General features: G+C 43.9%; 20 protein-coding genes. 19 read left to right on the top strand and 1 reads right to left on the bottom strand.

Features of this window, described 5'->3' with window-relative positions:
- Nucleotides 1-6: 6 nt before the first annotated feature.
- The 10 genes from C7460_RS15670 (at nucleotide 7) to C7460_RS15625 (ending at nucleotide 11,987) form a co-directional block, all read left to right on the top strand.
- Entirely contained in the window at nucleotides 7-1,059 is a 1,053-nt protein-coding gene (locus C7460_RS15670; protein WP_147302978.1) for a hypothetical protein, read from the top strand.
- Between the two features lie 76 nt (nucleotides 1,060-1,135).
- Nucleotides 1,136-2,761: a CTP synthase gene (locus tag C7460_RS15665; protein ID WP_115869065.1), complete on the top strand. Its 1,626-nt coding sequence runs from the start codon at nucleotides 1,136-1,138 to the stop codon at nucleotides 2,759-2,761.
- A gap of 39 nt (nucleotides 2,762-2,800) precedes the next feature.
- Complete coding sequence (gene yidC / locus C7460_RS15660) at nucleotides 2,801-4,624, top strand: membrane protein insertase YidC (protein ID WP_115869064.1); 1,824 nt, start codon at nucleotides 2,801-2,803, stop codon at nucleotides 4,622-4,624.
- A gap of 227 nt (nucleotides 4,625-4,851) precedes the next feature.
- Complete coding sequence (locus C7460_RS15655; protein WP_115869063.1) at nucleotides 4,852-5,628, top strand: ParA family protein; 777 nt, start codon at nucleotides 4,852-4,854, stop codon at nucleotides 5,626-5,628.
- 16 nt (nucleotides 5,629-5,644) lie between these two features.
- Nucleotides 5,645-6,538, top strand: a complete 894-nt coding sequence (locus tag C7460_RS15650; protein ID WP_115869062.1) for a ParB/RepB/Spo0J family partition protein — start codon at nucleotides 5,645-5,647, stop codon at nucleotides 6,536-6,538.
- Nucleotides 6,539-6,569: 31 nt separating this feature from the next.
- Nucleotides 6,570-7,112: a DUF5683 domain-containing protein gene (locus tag C7460_RS15645; RefSeq protein WP_115869061.1), complete on the top strand. Its 543-nt coding sequence runs from the start codon at nucleotides 6,570-6,572 to the stop codon at nucleotides 7,110-7,112.
- A complete protein-coding gene (gene dapB, locus C7460_RS15640) occupies nucleotides 7,112-7,831 on the top strand; it encodes a 4-hydroxy-tetrahydrodipicolinate reductase (RefSeq protein ID WP_115869060.1) in 720 nt (239 codons plus the stop codon). Before C7460_RS15645 ends, dapB begins: the two co-directional genes overlap by 1 nt.
- On the top strand, nucleotides 7,832-9,292 hold the full coding sequence (lepB, locus tag C7460_RS15635; protein ID WP_221409544.1) for a signal peptidase I: 1,461 nt from the start codon (nucleotides 7,832-7,834) through the stop codon (nucleotides 9,290-9,292).
- Nucleotides 9,293-9,354: 62 nt separating this feature from the next.
- Nucleotides 9,355-11,202: a cation:proton antiporter gene (locus tag C7460_RS15630; RefSeq protein WP_115869059.1), complete on the top strand. Its 1,848-nt coding sequence runs from the start codon at nucleotides 9,355-9,357 to the stop codon at nucleotides 11,200-11,202.
- A 77-nt stretch (nucleotides 11,203-11,279) separates the two neighbouring features.
- Nucleotides 11,280-11,987 carry a DUF4397 domain-containing protein gene (locus tag C7460_RS15625; protein ID WP_115869058.1) on the top strand — a complete coding sequence of 236 codons (708 nt, stop codon included), beginning with the start codon at nucleotides 11,280-11,282 and terminating at the stop codon, nucleotides 11,985-11,987.
- A 247-nt stretch (nucleotides 11,988-12,234) separates the two neighbouring features.
- On the opposite strand, the gene C7460_RS15620 is transcribed toward C7460_RS15625, so the two are convergent.
- Nucleotides 12,235-12,897: a uracil-DNA glycosylase gene (locus C7460_RS15620; RefSeq protein ID WP_115869057.1), complete on the bottom strand. Its 663-nt coding sequence runs from the start codon at nucleotides 12,895-12,897 to the stop codon at nucleotides 12,235-12,237.
- Between the two features lie 80 nt (nucleotides 12,898-12,977).
- On the opposite strand from C7460_RS15620, the gene apaG reads away from it, so the two are divergent.
- From apaG to C7460_RS15575, 9 genes are all read left to right on the top strand, one after another.
- Nucleotides 12,978-13,364 (top strand): Co2+/Mg2+ efflux protein ApaG, encoded by a 387-nt coding sequence (apaG, locus tag C7460_RS15615; protein ID WP_115869056.1) that lies wholly within the window; start codon nucleotides 12,978-12,980, stop codon nucleotides 13,362-13,364.
- A gap of 2 nt (nucleotides 13,365-13,366) precedes the next feature.
- A complete protein-coding gene (locus C7460_RS15610; protein ID WP_115869055.1) occupies nucleotides 13,367-14,134 on the top strand; it encodes a class I SAM-dependent methyltransferase in 768 nt (255 codons plus the stop codon).
- Nucleotides 14,135-14,197: 63 nt separating this feature from the next.
- Nucleotides 14,198-15,121 carry a chromosome segregation protein SMC gene (locus tag C7460_RS15605; RefSeq protein WP_115869054.1) on the top strand — a complete coding sequence of 308 codons (924 nt, stop codon included), beginning with the start codon at nucleotides 14,198-14,200 and terminating at the stop codon, nucleotides 15,119-15,121.
- A gap of 93 nt (nucleotides 15,122-15,214) precedes the next feature.
- Nucleotides 15,215-15,574, top strand: a complete 360-nt coding sequence (gene rpsF, locus C7460_RS15600; protein WP_394340429.1) for a 30S ribosomal protein S6 — start codon at nucleotides 15,215-15,217, stop codon at nucleotides 15,572-15,574.
- Nucleotides 15,571-15,822 (top strand): 30S ribosomal protein S18, encoded by a 252-nt coding sequence (gene rpsR, locus C7460_RS15595; protein ID WP_115869052.1) that lies wholly within the window; start codon nucleotides 15,571-15,573, stop codon nucleotides 15,820-15,822. Before rpsF ends, rpsR begins: the two co-directional genes overlap by 4 nt.
- Nucleotides 15,823-15,829: 7 nt before the next feature.
- Nucleotides 15,830-16,273, top strand: a complete 444-nt coding sequence (gene rplI / locus C7460_RS15590) for a 50S ribosomal protein L9 (protein WP_115869051.1) — start codon at nucleotides 15,830-15,832, stop codon at nucleotides 16,271-16,273.
- An 86-nt stretch (nucleotides 16,274-16,359) separates the two neighbouring features.
- A complete protein-coding gene (locus C7460_RS15585) occupies nucleotides 16,360-17,328 on the top strand; it encodes a GSCFA domain-containing protein (RefSeq protein ID WP_115869050.1) in 969 nt (322 codons plus the stop codon).
- Nucleotides 17,329-17,393: 65 nt separating this feature from the next.
- Nucleotides 17,394-19,433 carry a thioredoxin domain-containing protein gene (locus tag C7460_RS15580; RefSeq protein ID WP_115869049.1) on the top strand — a complete coding sequence of 680 codons (2,040 nt, stop codon included), beginning with the start codon at nucleotides 17,394-17,396 and terminating at the stop codon, nucleotides 19,431-19,433.
- 112 nt (nucleotides 19,434-19,545) lie between these two features.
- Nucleotides 19,546-19,770 (top strand): hypothetical protein, encoded by a 225-nt coding sequence (locus C7460_RS15575; RefSeq protein ID WP_115869048.1) that lies wholly within the window; start codon nucleotides 19,546-19,548, stop codon nucleotides 19,768-19,770.
- The last annotated feature ends 32 nt before the right edge of the window (nucleotides 19,771-19,802 follow it).

Below are 19,802 nucleotides of genomic sequence, written 5' to 3'. Positions count from 1 at the left end.
ACTTTTATGCTTAAAAGGCTCTCAATAGCTTGTGTAGCACTATCACTCACTTTAGTCGCCTACAGCCAAGAAGACTCCTTGTCCTGGGAGGAACAACTCGCCATGCTCGAGGCTGAAATGGATAGCATGTCCATTTTTAGTTTGATAGATAGCATACTGGCCATAGACAAGTCTGCTCATAGTGCCCTTTATGCCCGGCTATCTTATAACAGCACGGTAATGAGTGCTGGTCGCACCTACGATGTAAGTCAGAAAAGCGTATCTCCCGACATTTCTTACTATCACTCTTCAGGTTTTTATGCAGACTATTCTGGCTTTTGGAACACCGCCGCTACCCCAAAATACAACCTAAGCATGGTTGCTGTAGGGTACCTCACCAACATAACACCCAAAATCTCCATTACGCCGAACTACGAGCGTTGGATATATCACTCCAACCATACCAACAACACCCTCAACAATAGCCTGGGAACCACATTAGCCTACACCTCCAAATGGCACTACCTCACAGTTGATTACAGTTTCTTATTTGGAAAAGAAACTGCCCACCGCGTTGTAGCGAGCAGCTCGCTCAATTTTCACTTCAACAAAAAATGGTTTTTTGACCGCATATCCATTCTACCCTCTGCTTCCGTGATCTTTGGTAGTGATCAGGTTACACAATATAAATTTGCAGAGAGTCAGCGCAGCCAGCAATTGCTCACACTTATGCAACTGACCAGAGAGGACATAATCCAACTATTCCGCACTGGTAAAATCACCCGGGAAGAAGCTCGTAAAATGGAACGCACTCGTAGACTGGTTACCTCAGAAAATCTTACACCAGAACAAGAAGCTCGCCTTACAGAGCTACTCTATGACATCAAGCAAGAAAGTGCCTTTGGCCTAATGAACTATAGCTTTAGCATTCCTGTAAGCTTTACTATCAAGAACTTTTCGTGGATGATCAGCTATACCTACAGCATACCTGTGAGCCTGCCTGGCGAACAAATCACCCTCGAACCCCTTGGCTATCTGGGGGCAAGCCTTTCCTATCTTTTTCCTTTCAAACATAAATAGCACTTCGCTGGCTTAAATTGAATGGAAAAGTCTAACTTTGCCTCCCGTAACAATACGAACAGATTAAACAACCCTAATGTCCAAGGTAAAATACATTTTCGTTACGGGCGGCGTAACCTCTTCGCTGGGAAAAGGCATCATTTCAGCATCTTTAGGCAAACTTCTTCAGGCTCGTGGCTATTCGGTCACCATCCAGAAATTTGACCCATACATCAATATCGATCCGGGCACTCTCAACCCTTACGAACATGGCGAATGCTATGTCACTGACGATGGAGCAGAGACAGACCTTGACCTTGGGCACTATGAGCGTTTCCTAAACATACCCACATCACAATCCAACAACGTCACCACAGGACGTATTTACTACAATGTAATTAACAAAGAACGTGAAGGTGAGTTTCTCGGTAAAACCGTTCAGGTAGTTCCACATATTACCGACGAAATCAAAAACAACATCTACAAGCTGGGAGAAACCGGAAACTATGACATTGTCATCACAGAGCTTGGCGGATGTGTAGGTGACATAGAGTCACTTCCGTTTATTGAGGCCGTTCGTCAGGCACGCCTGGAGCTCGGCCCCACCAACTGCATTGCGATACACCTTACACTGGTACCGTACCTCAAAACCGCTGGCGAGCTGAAAACCAAGCCTACACAGCATTCGGTGAAGGAATTGTTGGAAGCAGGTATTCAGCCTGACATCCTGGTATGTAGATCTGAGTTTCCGCTTTCGAGCGAAATCCGCAAGAAGCTTGCCCTTTTCTGCAACGTCCCAATGAATGGCGTTATTGAAGCACTGGACGCAGAGACCATCTATGATGTGCCTATCCTGATGCGTAAGGAAAAGCTCGATGAACGTGTACTGGCCAAGTTTAAGCAGCCGCATAAAAAAGAACCTAAGATAGATGCCTGGAAAGAATTTCTTGGCAGACTCAAAAACCCTACTTCTCAGGTCAAAATTGGCCTGGTAGGAAAATACGTGGAACTAAAAGACGCATACAAATCCATAGCTGAAGCGTTTGTGCATGCCGGAGCCGAAAACGAATGCAACGTGGTACTCGACTGGATCCATGCAGAGGAAGTAGAAGAAAGCAATGCAGACAAACTCTTTAGTGAGCTGGACGGCATTTTGGTAGCTCCAGGTTTTGGTGAGCGCGGTATCGAAGGTAAAATCACTACAGTGAAATATGCTCGTGAAAACAAAACTCCATTTTTCGGAATTTGCCTGGGCATGCAGTGTGCCGTGATTGAGTTTGCACGCAATGTGCTCAAGCTCAAAGGTGCCAACAGCACCGAGATGGATGCCAAAACCAAGCATCCGGTCATTGATATCATGGAAGACCAGAAAAATATCAAAAATATGGGCGGCACCATGCGTCTGGGAGCTTATGACTGTAACGTCAAAAAAGGCACCAAAGCATATAATGTGTACGGGCATTCCAAAATTTCCGAAAGGCACCGTCACCGCTATGAGTTCAACAACAAGTACCTGCAGAAGTTTGAAGATGCAGGAATGATTGCTTCGGGTAAAAACCCGGATACTGATCTGGTAGAAATCATGGAAATCAAAGATCACCCATGGTTTGTAGGGTCACAGTACCACCCGGAGCTCAAATCCAGAGTGGTAAACCCTCATCCGCTTTTTGTGAAATTCATCAAAGCAGCTATCATCTACAGCCGCGAAAAGGAAAGCAACTAATACGTATCAAAATCTTATAGTACAAGTAGATAGATTCTTATGGACAGAAATCAATTAATAGGCTTGATTCTGATGTTGGTGTTCATCACCATCTATTTTCAGTTTTTCGCTCCCGAACCACAGCCGGAGCCGGTAAGCCAAATCACACAAAGTGACTCTACTCAGATAGCAGAAGAAGTAGCGCCAGAGGCCGCTGCCACTACTACCCTTTCTGATAGTGCCAGAGCCCGCCTCAATGAAATGAAGTTTGGATTGTTTTCGGTGGCTTCATCTGGTCAGGAGCAGGTCACCACCATCGAAAATGAGCAAATGATCATTTCATTTTCGTCACTCGGCGGTACGGTCAACAAAATAGTGCTGAAAGAATTTGAAGATTTTCGTGGCAATCCACTCGTTCTGCTCGATGAAGCGCATGCTGCTCAGCACATCTACCTGGATCACCTGTCTAGAAAAATAGACCTCTCTGAGCTCTATTTCACTTCTAATGCGAGCAACAGCCAAATCAGCTCAGGTGACACCACCACCCTTCAGTATACGCTTAGCCTGCCAGAAGGCCAAACCTTGACGTACACTTACACCATTCCGGGAAGTGGATATGAAATAGGAATGTCTATTGATCAGAAAGGACTGGAATCTGTCATTGGTCAGGATGTGCGCTTTGCGTGGAATCAGCGCATGAACCGTCTGGAGAAGGACTTTAAAGACGCCCGCAACAGATCTACGGTAAAGTACCGATACACTGACGGGGATGTAGATGAGCTTTCGGCTACTTCTACTGAGAAGGAAGAAGCCACTCTGGAACTGCCAGCAAACTGGGTATCCTTTAGACAAAAGTTCTTTACATCTGCCATTATTTCTGAAACGCCTTTCCCTTCTGGGCATGTGAGTAGCCACATCGATTTTGCTGATACCAATGCGGTGAAAAACACGCAGATGTCACTCACCCTTCCTTACGGTGAATTTATCGGCAATGAGCTAGACTTTAAATTCTACTACGGCCCGAATAACTATGCCATCCTGAAGGATGTAACGGCTGATTTCTCTCAAAACGTGGAGTTGGGCTGGTCGATCCTTGCATGGATCAATAAGTACGCAATCATTCCAATTTTCCATTTTCTGGAAAAATACATTAGCAACTATGGCGTCATCATCATAATCATGGTGATCATCTTACGCATCGTGTTGGCACCTTTGACCTACAAGTCACACATGGGCATGGCCAAAATGCGTGTGATGAAGCCCGAGCTGGACGAGATCAAAGAAAAGCATGGAGACGACATGCAAAAGGCGCAGCAGGAGCAAATGGCGCTTTATCAAAAAGTAGGCATCAATCCACTGAGTGGTTGTATACCAATGCTTTTGCAAATGCCTATCCTCTTTGCCATGTTTTACTTCTTCCCCAACTCCATAGAGCTGAGACAGGAAGGATTTCTCTGGGCCAATGACCTGTCTACATACGACAGCATACTAGATCTGCCGTTCACCATTCCGTTTTATGGAGATCATGTGAGTTTATTTACACTACTCATGACAGCTTCTACCATTCTGTACACCTGGTCCAACAGCCAGATGACTACTGTACAGGGTCCGATGAAGTCACTGCAGTATATCATGCCCATTATGTTCTTGTTTTTCCTTAATAGTTATTCAGCAGGATTAACATTTTACTACTTCGTGTCCAACATCGTTTCGTTTGGTCAGATTGCCCTTTTCCGTAAGTTTATAGATGAAGACAAAATCAAGCGGACACTCGAAGAGAACAAGAAGAAAAACGCCAATAAAAAGAAGTCATCCTTTCAGCAGCGGCTGGATGAAGCCATGAAAGCACAGCAACAAAAGAAAAAGAAAGGAAAGAAAAAATAAGCAAAATAAAGGGCGGCTCATACGGGTCGCCCTTTTTCATGTTTGGCGAAAAGTAATTCACCAATTATACACATTATGAGTGTTAATTAGTTGATTATTAAAAGGATAACATATCCATACTATAGACTTCTTTTTTTCTTTTCCACGGTGCACTTTAACTTGTCTTGATGTTAGATATATTTGTGTCCTTGTCCTAAAGGGAAGATCAAAAATTTTTCGACTGTATTATGGGTAAAATCATTGCGATAGCAAACCAAAAAGGAGGAGTTGGTAAAACAACCACAGCCATAAACCTGGCAGCAAGTCTGGCAGCGCTTGAATTTAAGACGCTGATAGTGGATGCAGATCCTCAGGCCAATGCCACTTCTGGTGTGGGGTTAAACCCAAAAGAAGTAGAGGTAAGTATTTATGAGTGTATGGTAGATGATGCTGATGTAGAAAGTAGCATTACCACTACAGACATTAAGTACCTGGACCTGCTGCCTTCGCACATCGACCTGGTAGGTGCCGAAGTAGAAATGGTCAGCATCTCTCAGCGTGAAGAAAAAATGAAATTGGCTCTGGCCAAAGTCAGTGATCGGTATGATTTTATCATCATAGACTGCTCTCCATCCCTTGGACTTATTACCGTAAATGCACTTACAGCTGCAGACTCTGTGGTAGTCCCTGTGCAGTGTGAGTACTTTGCCCTGGAGGGACTGGGCAAGCTCCTCAACACCATTAAAATCATCCAAAACCGTCTGAATCCAGATTTGGAGATCGAAGGCATCCTGCTTACCATGTATGACCTTCGCCTCAACCTTTCCAATCAGGTAGTAGAAGAAGTGCGGACACACTTCAAATCGATGGTTTTTGACACCTTAATTCCTCGTAACATTAAACTGAGTGAGTCGCCTAGTTTTGGGCTACCAGCGATCTCCCATGATGCTGAAAGTAAAGGTTCTCTAGCCTATCTAAACCTGGCCAGAGAAATTATGCAGCGTAACGAAGTAACAGCGGTTTAAGATATTAGAAGATAGCATGGCAGAGAAAAAGTGGAAGAAAAAAACCGGACTTGGTAGAGGGCTTGGTGCCTTATTGGAAGATTCGGAAGAGAAAGAACAGATTAGTGGTTCGGGTGCCACGATCAAAGGGGCCATCAATGAAATACCCGTTGCATCCATAGAAGTCAATCCCTTTCAGCCACGTACGGACTTCAACGAACAGGCACTGGAAGAGCTAGCCGAATCCATAAGGGTACAAGGCATCATCCAACCGATCACAGTCCGTGCGCTAAGCGAAAATGAGTTTCAGCTCATCTCTGGAGAGCGTAGACTACAAGCCAGCAAACGTGCAGGTTTGGAAATGGTACCGGCCTACATCCGTACTGCGGATGACCAGCAGATGCTGGAAATGGCCCTCATCGAAAACATCCAGCGTGAAAACCTCAACGCCATTGAAATAGCTTTGAGTTATCAACGTTTGCTGTCTGAGTGTGACCTAAAGCAAGAACAGCTCGGAGATCGTGTAGGTAAAAACCGCACCACTGTAAACAACTATTTGCGACTGCTGAAATTGCCACCAGACATCCAAATAGCGCTTCGAGACGGAGACCTCTCCATGGGTCATGCAAGAGCTATCATCAACATAGAGAATGTAGACCAACAGCTAGACATCTTCAAAAAGATTATCAAAGAAGGGCTTTCTGTAAGAAAAGTAGAGCAACTGGTACGCGAGTTGGTGCAAGGCAAAAAGGAAACCGCAAAACCAAAGCCTCAAGTAAATCCTGAGATCACTAAATTGCAGGACAAATTAACTTCTCATTTTGGAACGAAGATTCAGATCAAAGCAGACACTAAAAACAAAGGCGAGATCAAAATACCGTTCGTCAATGCAGAAGAGCTGGATCGTATCCTCGAGCTCCTCAATGTGTAATACGCGAATTGTCCTTGCTACCCTTAGCATTTTGCTATCTATAGCCGGCTTTGCTCAGCAAAACCGTGCAGACTCGGTATTTCTTAATTCTGACCAGATAGAGACCATAAAGATGGTCTCTGACCTGGACCCTAACAAAGCCGCCCTCCTATCTGCTGTTCTTCCAGGACTCGGGCAGGCATACAACAATCAGTACTGGAAAATACCTATCGTCTATGGTGGTGGTCTGCTGATTGGCCATTACATCAACTACAACCACAAAATCTACCATGAGATGCGCAATGCACTCATAGCAGAGCAGGACAATGACCCCACTACCGAAAACATCTTTGCCGAAAGGTTTCAGGAAAGTGCGCTGACCAGAAACCGGGATGCCTTCAGACGCAACCGCGACCTGCTCATTATCATCGGCGCTGCCTTTTACCTACTCAATATTGTAGATGCACACGTATCTGCTCACCTGCACGAGTTTGAAGTAAACGACAACCTTTCCATGCAGGTAAAACCGTCGATTCAATCAACTGCATTATTTTCGCACTCAGTAGGTATTTCACTATCACTAAATCTTAAGTAATGAATATAGCCGTTGTAGGATATGGCAAAATGGGTAAATCAATAGAAGCCATTGCCAAATCACGTGGACACCAAATAAGTTTTATCATCGATCAGGACAACCCGGAAGACATTTCGAAAATCTCTCCTGATAACACGGATGTAGCCATTGAGTTTTCACAACCGGATGCAGCATTGGACAACATCATCACATTACTCAACCAAGGAGTAAAAACACTGGCTGGTACCACTGGCTGGCTAGACCGATATGAAGAAGTCACGCAGCTTTGCCAGGAGAAAAACGGCACCTTTTTATATGCCTCAAACTTTAGTGTTGGGGTTAACCTGTTTTTCGAACTCAACGAGTGGCTTGCCAAAAAAATGAGTCAGCTAGAAGGGTTTGAAGCTGCCATGGAAGAAATTCATCACACCGAAAAGAAAGATGCGCCAAGTGGCACGGCTATTACACTAAGTGAGGGCATCATGAAAGAAAACCCTACCATCAGCAAGTGGGTAAACGAGCCAAGCAAGGAGGACGGTGTGCTAGGTATCGTCTCCAAGCGAGAGCCAGGTGTACCAGGAACCCATACCGTAACATATGCCTCCCCTCTGGAGACTATAGAGATCAAGCATACAGCACACGATCGAAAAGTTTTTGCCGAAGGTGTAATAAAAGTAGCTGAATGGGCGACTAATCAGACCGGTATATTATCCATTAAAGATTTCTTAAAAAACGAATAAATGTATCTCAACGACTTTAGCCTGACCTTTACGATCATATTTGTTCTCGGCTGGTACCTGCTACAAAGCCTCTCCTACTATAAGTTTTTCGAAAAGGCAGGGCAGCCCGGATGGATCGGATTTGTTCCTTTTTACAATTACTATATACATCTAGAGATTGTAGGAAGGCCAAAATGGTGGATCATTTTGTTTTTTGTACCTGTTGTGAATTTTTTCATAGCACTCACCATTCACCTGGATTTGCTAAAGTCTTTTGGGCGGTACACCTATGTAGATCAAGCTCTGGGAGTCATTTTAGCTCCCTTTTATATGATGTATGTGGCGTGGGGAGATACTTCCTATCAGGGCAAAGCTGCGGAGATGCCCAAGCGCAAACGTACGGTTGGTCAAGAGTGGTTTGAGGCCATCGTATTTGCGGTATTTGCCGCCACCTTTATTCGTTGGATCTTTATGGAAGCCTATGTGATCCCTACTCCAAGTATGGAGCGCTCACTCCTCGTGGGTGACTTCCTCTTTGTGAGTAAGATCAACTACGGCCCACGAACGCCAAAAACACCCCTGCAGGTGCCATTGACTCATGCTAAAATTTGGGGCACGGAAATCCCTTCTTACATTGAGTCTGTTAAACTTCCCCAGTTTCGGCTACCATCTCTGAGCAAGGTAGAGCGCAACGATGTAGTCGTTTTTAATTACCCGGTAAATGACCAGTACAACCGACGACCTGATGGAGACTACCACCCGCTGGACTTAAAAACACATTACATCAAGCGATGCGTGGCTATACCTGGTGATGAAATAGAAGTACGAAATGGACAGGTGTACATCAACGGCGAAATGGGTGAAAATCCTGAGCTCATGCAGCACCGATACTTTATCGAAACTGATCAGGTAATACGTGACCGGGTGTTTACCAACTATAAAATATGGGAATATGGACCGGCAGCTACTCCCGATGGCCGAAAAGGCTATGTAGCACTCACCACAAGTACAGCTGCTAAACAACTCGAAGCCCTGGACTTTATAAAATCTGCAGAGCCTATGTTTATGGACAAAGACAATGCAGAACCCCGAATATTTCCAGATTCCAGGTATTTCCGCTGGAATGCAGACCATTTTGGACCACTCAAAATTCCAGGCCGAGGTTTTACCATCGATGTGGATGAATACACACTGGCCAAATACGGCAGCACGATCAAAAACTATGAAGACCTGGACGATGTAGAGATTGACGTAGACAAACTGATCATTGATGGTCAGGAAGTTAGCTCTTACACCTTCACGAAAGATTACTATTTCATGATGGGTGACAACCGTCACAACTCTGAAGATTCCAGGTATTGGGGTTTTGTAAGTGAAGACTATATTGTAGGTGAAGCATCATTCATCTGGATGTCTCTCGATGACAAAGGTTCATTCCTGAGCAAAATCAGATGGAGCAGATTATTTCAGCCTATTGAGTAATTTCTAAACCAATACCCGTTATATTGGTTGAAAAGTCTGGTTTTATCACTTAAACACACCATATGCTTGAGTTAGCCAGTATATTCGTTTTAGGAATTTTTGCCCAATGGCTGGCATGGAAAATTAAACAGCCAGCCATTCTACCATTGATATTGATCGGGCTAGCTATAGGCCCGCTCTCTACTTTTTTCACTGAAGACGGCTCCAAGCTGATCGATGGAGACGCCATTTTCACGGGTGACTTACTCTTTTCTTTTGTCTCCATTAGTGTAGGTGTCATTCTGTTTGAAGGTGGGCTCACTCTCAATATCAAAGAAATCAGGAGTCTGGCGGGCACGGTAAGAAATCTGCTCATCATCGGCGCTCTGGTGACCTTTGTAGGTGGAGGATTTGCTGCTCACTATATCATGAACCTTAGCTGGGAGATTTCCTTTTTGTTTGGTGCCCTGATCATCGTTTCAGGTCCTACGGTAGTCATCCCAATACTACGCAACGTCCGACCCAATACCAACGTCAATACCGTCCTGAAATGGGAAGGCATACTCATAGACCCATTGGGAGCACTTGTGGCAGTATTAATGTATGAGTTTATCTTGTCATCTAAGCATGGTAATGGCTATCAGCTAGAGGTTTTTCAAGATTTCTTCATCACCATATCAGCAGGGATCGTATTGGGTGGTTTAGGAGCACTATTCCTCTATTACCTCATTAAAAACAATTCACTTCCGAGTTATTTACAAAATGTATTTACGCTGGCTTTAGTCATATTCACTTTTGCCTTTTCTGAACTCATACACGCAGAAGCAGGACTAATGGCAGCCACGGTAATGGGAATTGTTTTGGCGAATGTAAAACTCGAGGAACTCAAAAAAATCCTCTCATTCAAAGAGGATGTTAGTGTTATATTGATTTCTGTGTTGTTCATTCTGCTCTCATCGCGGATAGACATAGCGCAGATCGAAAAACTAGGATGGCCAAGCATTGTACTCTTTTTGATCGTAATCTTCCTAATCCGCCCTATCGGGGTGCTGCTCAGTACGAGAAAGGCAAACCTCAACTGGAAAGAAGTAGTATTCATAAGCTGGATAGGACCAAAAGGAATAGTAGCTGCAGCTGTAGCCTCACTGTTTTCTATTGATTTGGTACGTGAGGGAGGTTATGTAGATCCTCGAGAGGCTGAGTTGCTTTTGCCATTAGTATTCCTCATCATAGTAGGCACTGTGGTATTACAAGGCTCTTCAGCCAAATGGGTAGCATCACTCCTAGGTGTTCGGCGCAAAGAGCCACATGGTGTACTCATCGTAGGGGCCAATGAACTTGCGAGAAAAATAGCCAAAATCATCGCCAGCCAGGGAATCTACACGCTAATGGTAGACACCTCCATCCCTAATGTGAGAGAAGCGAAGAAAATGGGATTGCGTGCTATGCAGGCCAACATCCTGTCGGACAATATTTTTGATGAGATAGACCTTTCTAAAATTGGAAAACTTGTAGCAGTTACTTCCAACTCTGGACTCAACGACCTGGCCTGTTCTTGGTTTGAAAAAGAACTAGGTGAGCACAACTGCTTCAGACTGGCAAGTAAAGAGGAAAGCGAAAACACAAACATTCCACTGCCTAAAAATGTGCTTTTCAATACGAGAACAGATTTTGTCGCTTTGGTACAACTGCTGCGTAGTAAAGGAGCCGTAGAAGAAATTACTTTTGAAAATACGGTGCACTATGAGGAGTTCATGGACAAACATACCACTCAGGTAATCCCACTGTTTTACAAAAACGATGAGGACCAAATACAGCTTATCTCCGGTTTTTCAAGCAAATCTGACAAGTTAGACACCCTGGTATTTATCAAGAAACCAAACTTTGCTATTCAGGAAGAAGATGTTGCCTCCGACAGTGACCTAAACTAATCACTGCTACCGCTTTCCTGGCATAGCCTTTGCATCTCCGTTCATGAGGATTTTGTTGAATTTAAAAACAGAAACTTATGACGTGGACAACACAAATGAAACGGTTAGGATTTATAGTGGAACTGCTTACTGTTGCTGTGTCTTTTACGGCCTGCAATGACGATGAAAGTGAGCAGATTCCTGTACCAGAAACTGCATATGTATCGCTGTATCATGCCAGCCCCAACGCTACTGGCCTGGATGTACTGGTAGATGGGCGTCAGATCAATTCGTATTCTTTTGACTATAGCGAGAGTACAGGATACCTACGGTTCTACACCGGCGAACGTACCCTAAAGTTTACCCCATATGATGCGAACAACACAGTGACTGACACCACGGTAAATTTTGAGCCGAACAATGCTTACAGTGTATTTGCAGTAGGCGAATACCCCAACTTGCAAACGCTCATATTGGAAGATAATAGTGAGGCACCAACTGCAGACCATGCCAAAATCCGTGTAGTACACCTTTCGCCAGATGCTCCGGATGTAACAGTAAGCTCCAGTCAAAGCAGTGAAATAGCTATTGGAGCCCAGAGTTACCTCACTGCTTCTGAATTTCAAGAAGTAGCGGCTGGCACATATTCTCTGGCAGTGGACAATGCACAGTCCGACAGTACTGTCCTGGATGTAGAGGACCTTTACCTCTCCCCTGGCATTTTCTACACACTGGTGATCAAAGGCTATGCTTCGCCACCTGCCGGTAATAGCAATCACCTAAGTGCCGAACTTTTAGTGAACTAGGTAGAAATATTTGAAACATAAAACTAAGCCTGAATTGATCGTGCATTGGTTCAGGCTTTCGCTATTGAAGTCATGCAGGTGTATCTGCCATAAAAGTATTCACCATGATCGCAACCTGACTAATCAACCAGATGGAAAAAATGATAAAACCTACAAGTATCAAAAATCCGGGAAGTTTATGCCGGCGCTCTCTACGACTCTCCAGCTGGTTATAAAAGCTCATAAGCGAATGTTTAGGGAATTAATATCACCAATCTATGATTTTTTTGTGATATTTCAATAAATATTCGTTGGTTTTAGAAAACGGTTTACTTCCAAAGAAACCTCGATGTGCTGCAAATGGTGATGGATGTGCAGATTTTATCACCAGATGTTTATTGGTATCGATAATAGCTCCTTTCTTTTGAGCGTAAGCTCCCCAGAGAATAAACACCAAATTATCCTTTTCCTCTGCCAGGGCTTTTATAGCGGCATCTGTAAATTGCTCCCAGCCTTTTCCCTGATGTGATCCCGGTGTGGCCGCTCTTACCGTGAGTGTAGCATTGAGCAGAAGTACGCCTTGTTTTGCCCAGCGCACCAAACTACCATGCGGAGGCAAGTCCGTACCAATGTCATTATTGATCTCCTTGAATATATTTTGAAGGGATGGAGGCATTCGTACTCCTTCGGCCACTGAAAAACATAGTCCGTTAGCCTGCCCCGGACCATGATACGGATCCTGACCTATAATCACGACTTTTGTATCATCCACAGGACAGTGATCAAAGGCGTTGAAAATCTGATTACCGGGAGGATATACTGTATGTGAAGCATATTCAGCCTTTACAAATGCCACTAAATCCTTAAAGTACTGCTTATCAAATTCTTCTGCCAGAAGTGCTTTCCAACTAGGTTCTATTTTTACTTCCATTTGTTACGGGTGAAAACTTTCTGATGAATGTTGGCAAATTAAAGTGAATCTTCTAAATTTCTCCACTGAAAGCAGCTTCGATGATAACAGACACGACCAAAGGGATCAAAGTGACAGTAGAGACTGAATATCAACAGGAATATTCCAATCCTGTGCAGAAGCATTTTGTGTTCACCTATCAGATCACCATTGAAAATTTGAGTGACAAAACCATACAGTTGCTTTCTCGCCATTGGAACATCATAGACCTCACTTTTCCACGGCGAGTAGTAGATGGAGATGGCGTAGTAGGCAAACAACCAATATTGGAACCTGGGCAAATGCACCAGTACGTCAGTGGTTGCAATCTCAAATCCGGCTTTGGCAAAATGTTTGGCTCATACACCATGGAGCGTTTGGTGGACGGAAAAACCTTTGAGGTAAATATTCCCGCCTTTGATATGGTGGTACCCTTCAAGATGAACTAAGCTTGCAGCAGCTTTTTTTTCGAATCAAAGCCTACCTACTGTACAGGTGGCACGCTCAAAATGCGCACGATCTACACTCCCCTTTCGTGTATACCTTGTATACGCAATTAATTCGTAGATCCAACCGTAGCCTTTCCCGAAAGCTAACCAAAATCCGAAAGGAGCTCTATAACGACAAGCAAATCGTCACGTTTGTAGACCCACGCACAGGCGAAAAGATTGCCGAGCCATTTGGCAAACGAGCAAGGCGTATCAGTTCTACGCATAAGTTTTCACTTTTCCTGGCTCGGCTAATCGATCACCAAGGCTATTCCCGAGTTTTGGAAACCGGAACAGGTGCTGGAGCCACTCTGGCCTACCTTAGTTACACCAGCGCTCAGCGCGTCCTTTCACTAGAAGGTTCAGACGTGTTAGCCACCCATGTGGAACACCTCCTCCACCAACTCTCACCTGGCAATTATGAAATCATCAGAGGTCAGGTACAGGATACTTTTATCCCGACACTCCAAAGCCTCGCTCCTGAGGCTATCTTTTTGGATGCAGATCATCGCAGTGAAACCATAAGGTTTTACCTAAAAGCCATCGAAGAGCACGCACCCAGCACAAAATGCATCATCATCCATGATATCTACTGGTCAGAAGACATGGCCAACGTGTGGAGTGAAATCGTCCAGAATCCGGTCTATAAGCTGACAATTGATCTATTTCAGGCTGGTATGGTTTTTCCTCACCACCCAATGCGCAAACAACATTTTTGTTTGAAGTTCTGATTTGGGCCTAATTATTGTATTCTCGCTGTTTACCCTATTTTTGCACGCAAAATTGAAGAAGCGATGAACGAACAAACCGAGAATAACTCTACAGAAGCTCGTAAACCGAAAGACAGAACCCCACTTTTTATAGGTATAGTAGTGGCTCTGCTAGGAGTCATTATATTTTTCTATTATGTAAACACTAACCTCAAAGAAGAAAAAGCGGCGCAAGCACTGGAGCTCAACAATACCCTCCTGCAGCTAGACAGCATTTCTTCTGAACTAGACAACAAAATCCTCACCATTCAGCAGTTGGGTGGAGAAGTTGATACGCTCGTCAAAATCCGCGAAAAGCTACAATCTGAAAGAAAGCTGCTGCTTACTGAAATTGACAATAGAAAGAACATGATCTCTGAATTGCGAGCTCGTGTGGGTGGCTATCAACAGCTCTTACTGGCTAAAGATGAGGAAATAGAGCAACTTACCCTCATCAATGAACAACTGATGTCTGAAAACACAGAGCTCAAAAATGAAACGCAGGAACTGAGTGCCAGCATACAAGAGATCAACCAGGCAAAAGAAGAGCTTGCTGAAAAAGTGGCCTTCGCTGCCCGGCTAAAAGTAGAAGGCATGCGTATATATGCGGTGAACGAAAATGGACGCGAACGAGAAGGAGAATTTAGAAATCGGCATATCGATCAGATCAAAATAAACTTTACAGTAGGCGCGAATGAAGTGGCCCCTATTGAAGGAAAAGAACTTTTGATCAGAGTAGTAGCTCCTGATGGACAGGTGCTTTTTGATGTAACCAGAGGCTCAGGATCATTTATGTACGAAGGCCGAGAAATGTTCTACACCGCAAAGCAGGAAATCCTGTATGATAAAAACAGTCAGGAAGTCACAGTTTTTTATGACAAAGGATCTGAATATGCCGAAGGCAAACATTTGGTAGAAGTCTACACCGACCAGTATCTCATGGGCAAAGGAACCTTTATTGTAAAATAGAGATCTTCAAGAATAGCTAAAGGCCATTGCCTATTACACATTCTTTGGCTACTTTTGCACATCGAAAAATTTTAGTTCTTTATTTAATCTATTATGAAACGAGATTACGAGACAGTATTCATTTTAACTCCCGTTTTGTCTGAAGCTCAGATGAAGGATGCTGTCGAAAAATTCAGAGGTGTCATCAAAGACGCTGGTGCAGAGATCGTCAATGACGAGAACTGGGGTTTGAAAAAACTTGCATACCCAATCACCAACAAGACTACTGGTTTTTACCAACTCTTTGAATTCAAGGCAGAACCATCCGTAATCAACAAGCTCGAGACAGAATACAGAAGGGATGAGAAAATCATGCGCTTCTTAACTACAGCACTTGACAAGCATGCTGTGAAATACAACGAGCGTAGAAGAAAAGGAGAGTTTAACAAGAAAAAAGAGGAGGTGGCGTCATGACATTGCAGAACGAACCTATCAACAGAGAGCAGAAAAAAGACAAATACTGCCGATTTAAGAAAAGTGGTATCAAATACATCGACTACAAGAACCCTGATTTCTTGCTAGCCTTTGTAAACGAACAAGGTAAGCTTCTTCCTAGAAGAATCACCGGCACTAGCCTGAAATATCAGCGCAAAGTTGCTCAAGCCGTAAAGCGTGCAAGACACCTGGCTTTGTTACCTTATGTTACTGACTCTTTAAAGTAAGCGATCGATGGATATCATATTAAAAGAAGACATCAAAGGACTGGGGTATAAAAATGACGTAGTAGCAGTAAAGCCTGGATATGGCCGTAACTACCTCATCCCTCAAGGAATGGCGATCATTGCTAGCGAAAGCAACAAAAAGATGATTGCTGAAAACGTAAGACAAGCTGCTCACAAAGCAGAGAAAATCAAAAATGACGCTGAAGATCTAGCGAAAAAGATTGGTGACCTTACGCTTGAAATCAAAACTAAAGCCGGTGAGTCTGGCAAAATCTTCGGTGCGGTAACAGCACTTCAGATTGCTGATGCACTTAGTGCAAAAGGTTTCGACATAGACCGTAAGAAAATCACGATCGTAGGATCTATCAAAGAAACTGGTGAACACAAAGCAGTACTTGACCTGCACAAAGCAGTACACCACGAAATCACTTTGAACGTAGTGCCTGAATAATAGCAGTCACTTCTCAATTCTTAAAAGCCCTGGTTTCTTCAGAAATCAGGGCTTTTTTTAATAGAAATACCGACTAACTTTGGCACGTGTTTACGCTGCCCTTCACACCGGAACCCTCAACGCTTAAAATCCGTCTGAAAGACACGCTGTTCAGTATTGGCTCTTGCTTTTCTGACAACATTGGTCAGCAACTGAAAGACCATAAGTTCAACATACTTACCAACCCTCTCGGGGTGATATACAACCCCTACTCCATTTTCAAAAATCTTCGCCTCATACTGTCAGAAGGTATTGACCCTGAAAACTTCATTCAAAATGATGGTGTGTACTTTCACTGGGACACGCATAGTGCGATATCAGGCACTGACCTAGGCACATTCAAAAACTTACTAGCACAGCGAAGCCTGCATGCCCGCCAAAGCCTCACCAATGCCAATTGGATGATCCTTACCTTTGGCTCCATCTATGTATACAAATACCTGAAGACTGGAAAAATCGTAGCGAACTGTCATAAAGTACCCAGTCAGCAGTTTGAAAAGATGGAGCTTTCAATTCCGGAAATAATCGAAGATTACCGCCAGACTATGGAATTGATTCGAAGTATCAATGGAGATGTAAAGGTGATCCTGACGGTAAGTCCTGTACGCCACATACGAGAGGGACTGGTAGCCAACAACTACAGCAAATCGGCACTGCTTCAGGCCGTGCACAAAATCACAAATCAAGACCCTAACGCCTACTATTTTCCCTCGTACGAGATCATGATCGATGAGCTCCGAGATTACCGCTTTTATAAAGAGGACATGATCCATCCCTCAGAACAAGCCATCACCTATATCTGGGAGCAGTTTGTCAAAACCTACATGGATACAGATAGTCAAAAATTCATCCAGGAATGGGCTAGAATCAAAAAATCTTTAGAACACAGGGCTTTTCACCCCCAGGCAACTAACCATCAGAAATTCTTAAAATCCACTATCCAAAAACTTGAAAAGCTTGGCACAAGAGTGGACGTATCTAGCGAGCTCGAGCTTATAAAAAAACAACTCTTATAATGCTAAACAGACTCAGCGTTTTACTGGTTCTCACTTTGGTAATCAGCTGCCAGCAAAAACAATCTATGACTTCACAAGAGAACGCCAAACACACGAATCGACTGATAGACGCCACAAGTCCTTACCTACTACAGCATGCCCACAATCCTGTGGACTGGTATCCCTGGGGTGATGAAGCATTTGCAAAAGCTAAAGAAGAGAACAAACCGGTTCTTCTTAGCATAGGCTATTCGTCGTGTCACTGGTGCCATGTGATGGCACACGAATCCTTTGAAAACGAAGAGATCGCTGCCCTGATGAACGAAAAATTCATCAACATCAAGCTAGACCGGGAAGAAAGACCAGACATTGACAACATCTACATGGAAGCTGTCCAGGCCATGGGGCTCAATGGTGGCTGGCCGTTAAACGTTTTCTTGACCCCAGACCAAAAGCCATTTTATGGGGGCACCTACTTTCCACCTGAGCAGTGGACTAAACTGATAAACGCCGTAGATGAAGCCTATACCAACAACTATGATAAGCTTTATGAATCGGCCAGCAAGTTTGCAGCGAGTATCCAGCAAAGTGAATCAGAAAAATACGGACTGAGCGAAGTTGGTAAAGAGCTTGAAAAAGCTGACTTTGACAGTTTATACGACCAGCTAGCTAAACGCTTCGATTCGGAATGGGGTGGCCTAAAGAAAGCGCCAAAGTTTCCAATGCCTGCCCTTTGGAACATGCTCCTCACCTACAGCCATGCTTATGACCATCAGGAGGCTCAGTCACATTTGCTCTTCACACTCAACAAAATAGCCGACGGTGGCATCTACGATCATATAGGTGGTGGGTTTTCCCGCTATTCGGTAGATGGCGAATGGCATGTACCACACTTCGAAAAAATGCTCTATGATAATGGGCAGCTCCTGAGTCTCTATGCACAAGCATATAAACTCACCAAGGATGAGCGATACCTGGAAGTAATTAAGGGAACTACAAACTGGATCAGCAGGGAAATGCTCGACGAGACGGGTGGATTTTACAGTGCACTGGATGCCGACAGTGAAGGTGAAGAAGGTAAGTTCTACGTATGGACGTTTGATGAAGTAAAAGCACTTGCCGGTGATGACTTTTCAGTGATCGCTGAGTACTTTGACATCCAACAAAATGGAAACTGGGAACATGGAAAAAACGTTTTGAGAAGACTCGAACGACACCAGGACCTGGCCAATGAACTCAATCTGTCTTCGGCAGACTTACAACAAAAGGTGACAGATTTCACAGCCAAAGCACTTGAAGAGCGAGCCAAGCGGGTACGTCCGGGACTTGACAGCAAAATCATTTCCGGATGGAACGGACTAACTCTATCTGGACTTTGCGATAGCTACCAGGCTACTCAAGATCCACTATTTGCTGATTTAGCGAAGAAAAACGCCGCATTTCTAAAAAATGAAATGATAGAAAATGGACGGCTGCTCCGAATACACGGTCAGTCCACGCAAGGGTATATGGAAGATTACGCGGCTGTCATCCAGGCATTTACCGACTATTACGAAACGTTTTTTGATGTATCCTACCTGGATCTGGCTCGTGACCTGACCAACCAGACACTCGAACAGTTTTTTGATGAAAAAGAGCACTTGTTTTATTTCACTGGAGACCAGGCAGAAAACCTAATTGCCAGAAAAAAAGAAGTTTTTGACAATGTCATCCCTGCCTCTAACTCCATAATGGCCAAAAACCTCTACCGTCTAGGCTTGATGTATGATAACGATGAGTATAAAAAAACGGCACTAGGAATGGTCCTTCGAGTCAACAAACTCATCAAGCAGGAAGCTGAGTACTTGAGCAACTGGGCGGCAGTTTCGCTTATGGCCTCAGAAGACACCCCTGAAGTAATACTCGTAGGTGCTAAAGCCTTAAACAGAGTAAGCGCTCTTCAAAGCACTTACCTGCCCAACAAAATATTGATGGCGACAGAGCAGCAGACCGATCACCCTCCATTACTGGAGCATAAGTCTGACCTTGGTGATGGCGTTACTTATTTCATTTGTTATAATAAAGTGTGCAAACAACCCCTATTCGAAATCGAACCAGTACTGTCTCAGCTTCAATCCTCAAATTGATAGATTCATGTGCATGGATGACTGATTCATCCAAAAAAACATCACAAGAGTCTTCAATATTGATTAGATTAATACCATCAATGACCAGCAAACACCATCAACCGACCGACACATGAACTTGTATCACGAAGAAAAAGCGTTTTTGCAAGCCTTTAAGGAAAAGGTGCTTGCTAACCAGGAAATGACCAAAGAAGAGCTTTTAGAAGTGGCAGAAAAATTTGAAGACATGGTGGAAATGACCACTGTCACCGTAAAAATCATAGATAGGCTCATGCAGAACTACGACAAATTAAAACAACAAATACCCACAGACATGGCCGATGCCCGGCGCCACTGATATCATTATCAAATGAGCTTGTTTTCAGGGAG

This window comes from Marinoscillum furvescens DSM 4134, assembly GCF_003386095.1.
Taxonomy (GTDB): Bacteria; Bacteroidota; Bacteroidia; order Cytophagales; family Cyclobacteriaceae; genus Marinoscillum; species Marinoscillum furvescens.
This window is presented reverse-complemented; position numbering and strand designations above follow the sequence as displayed.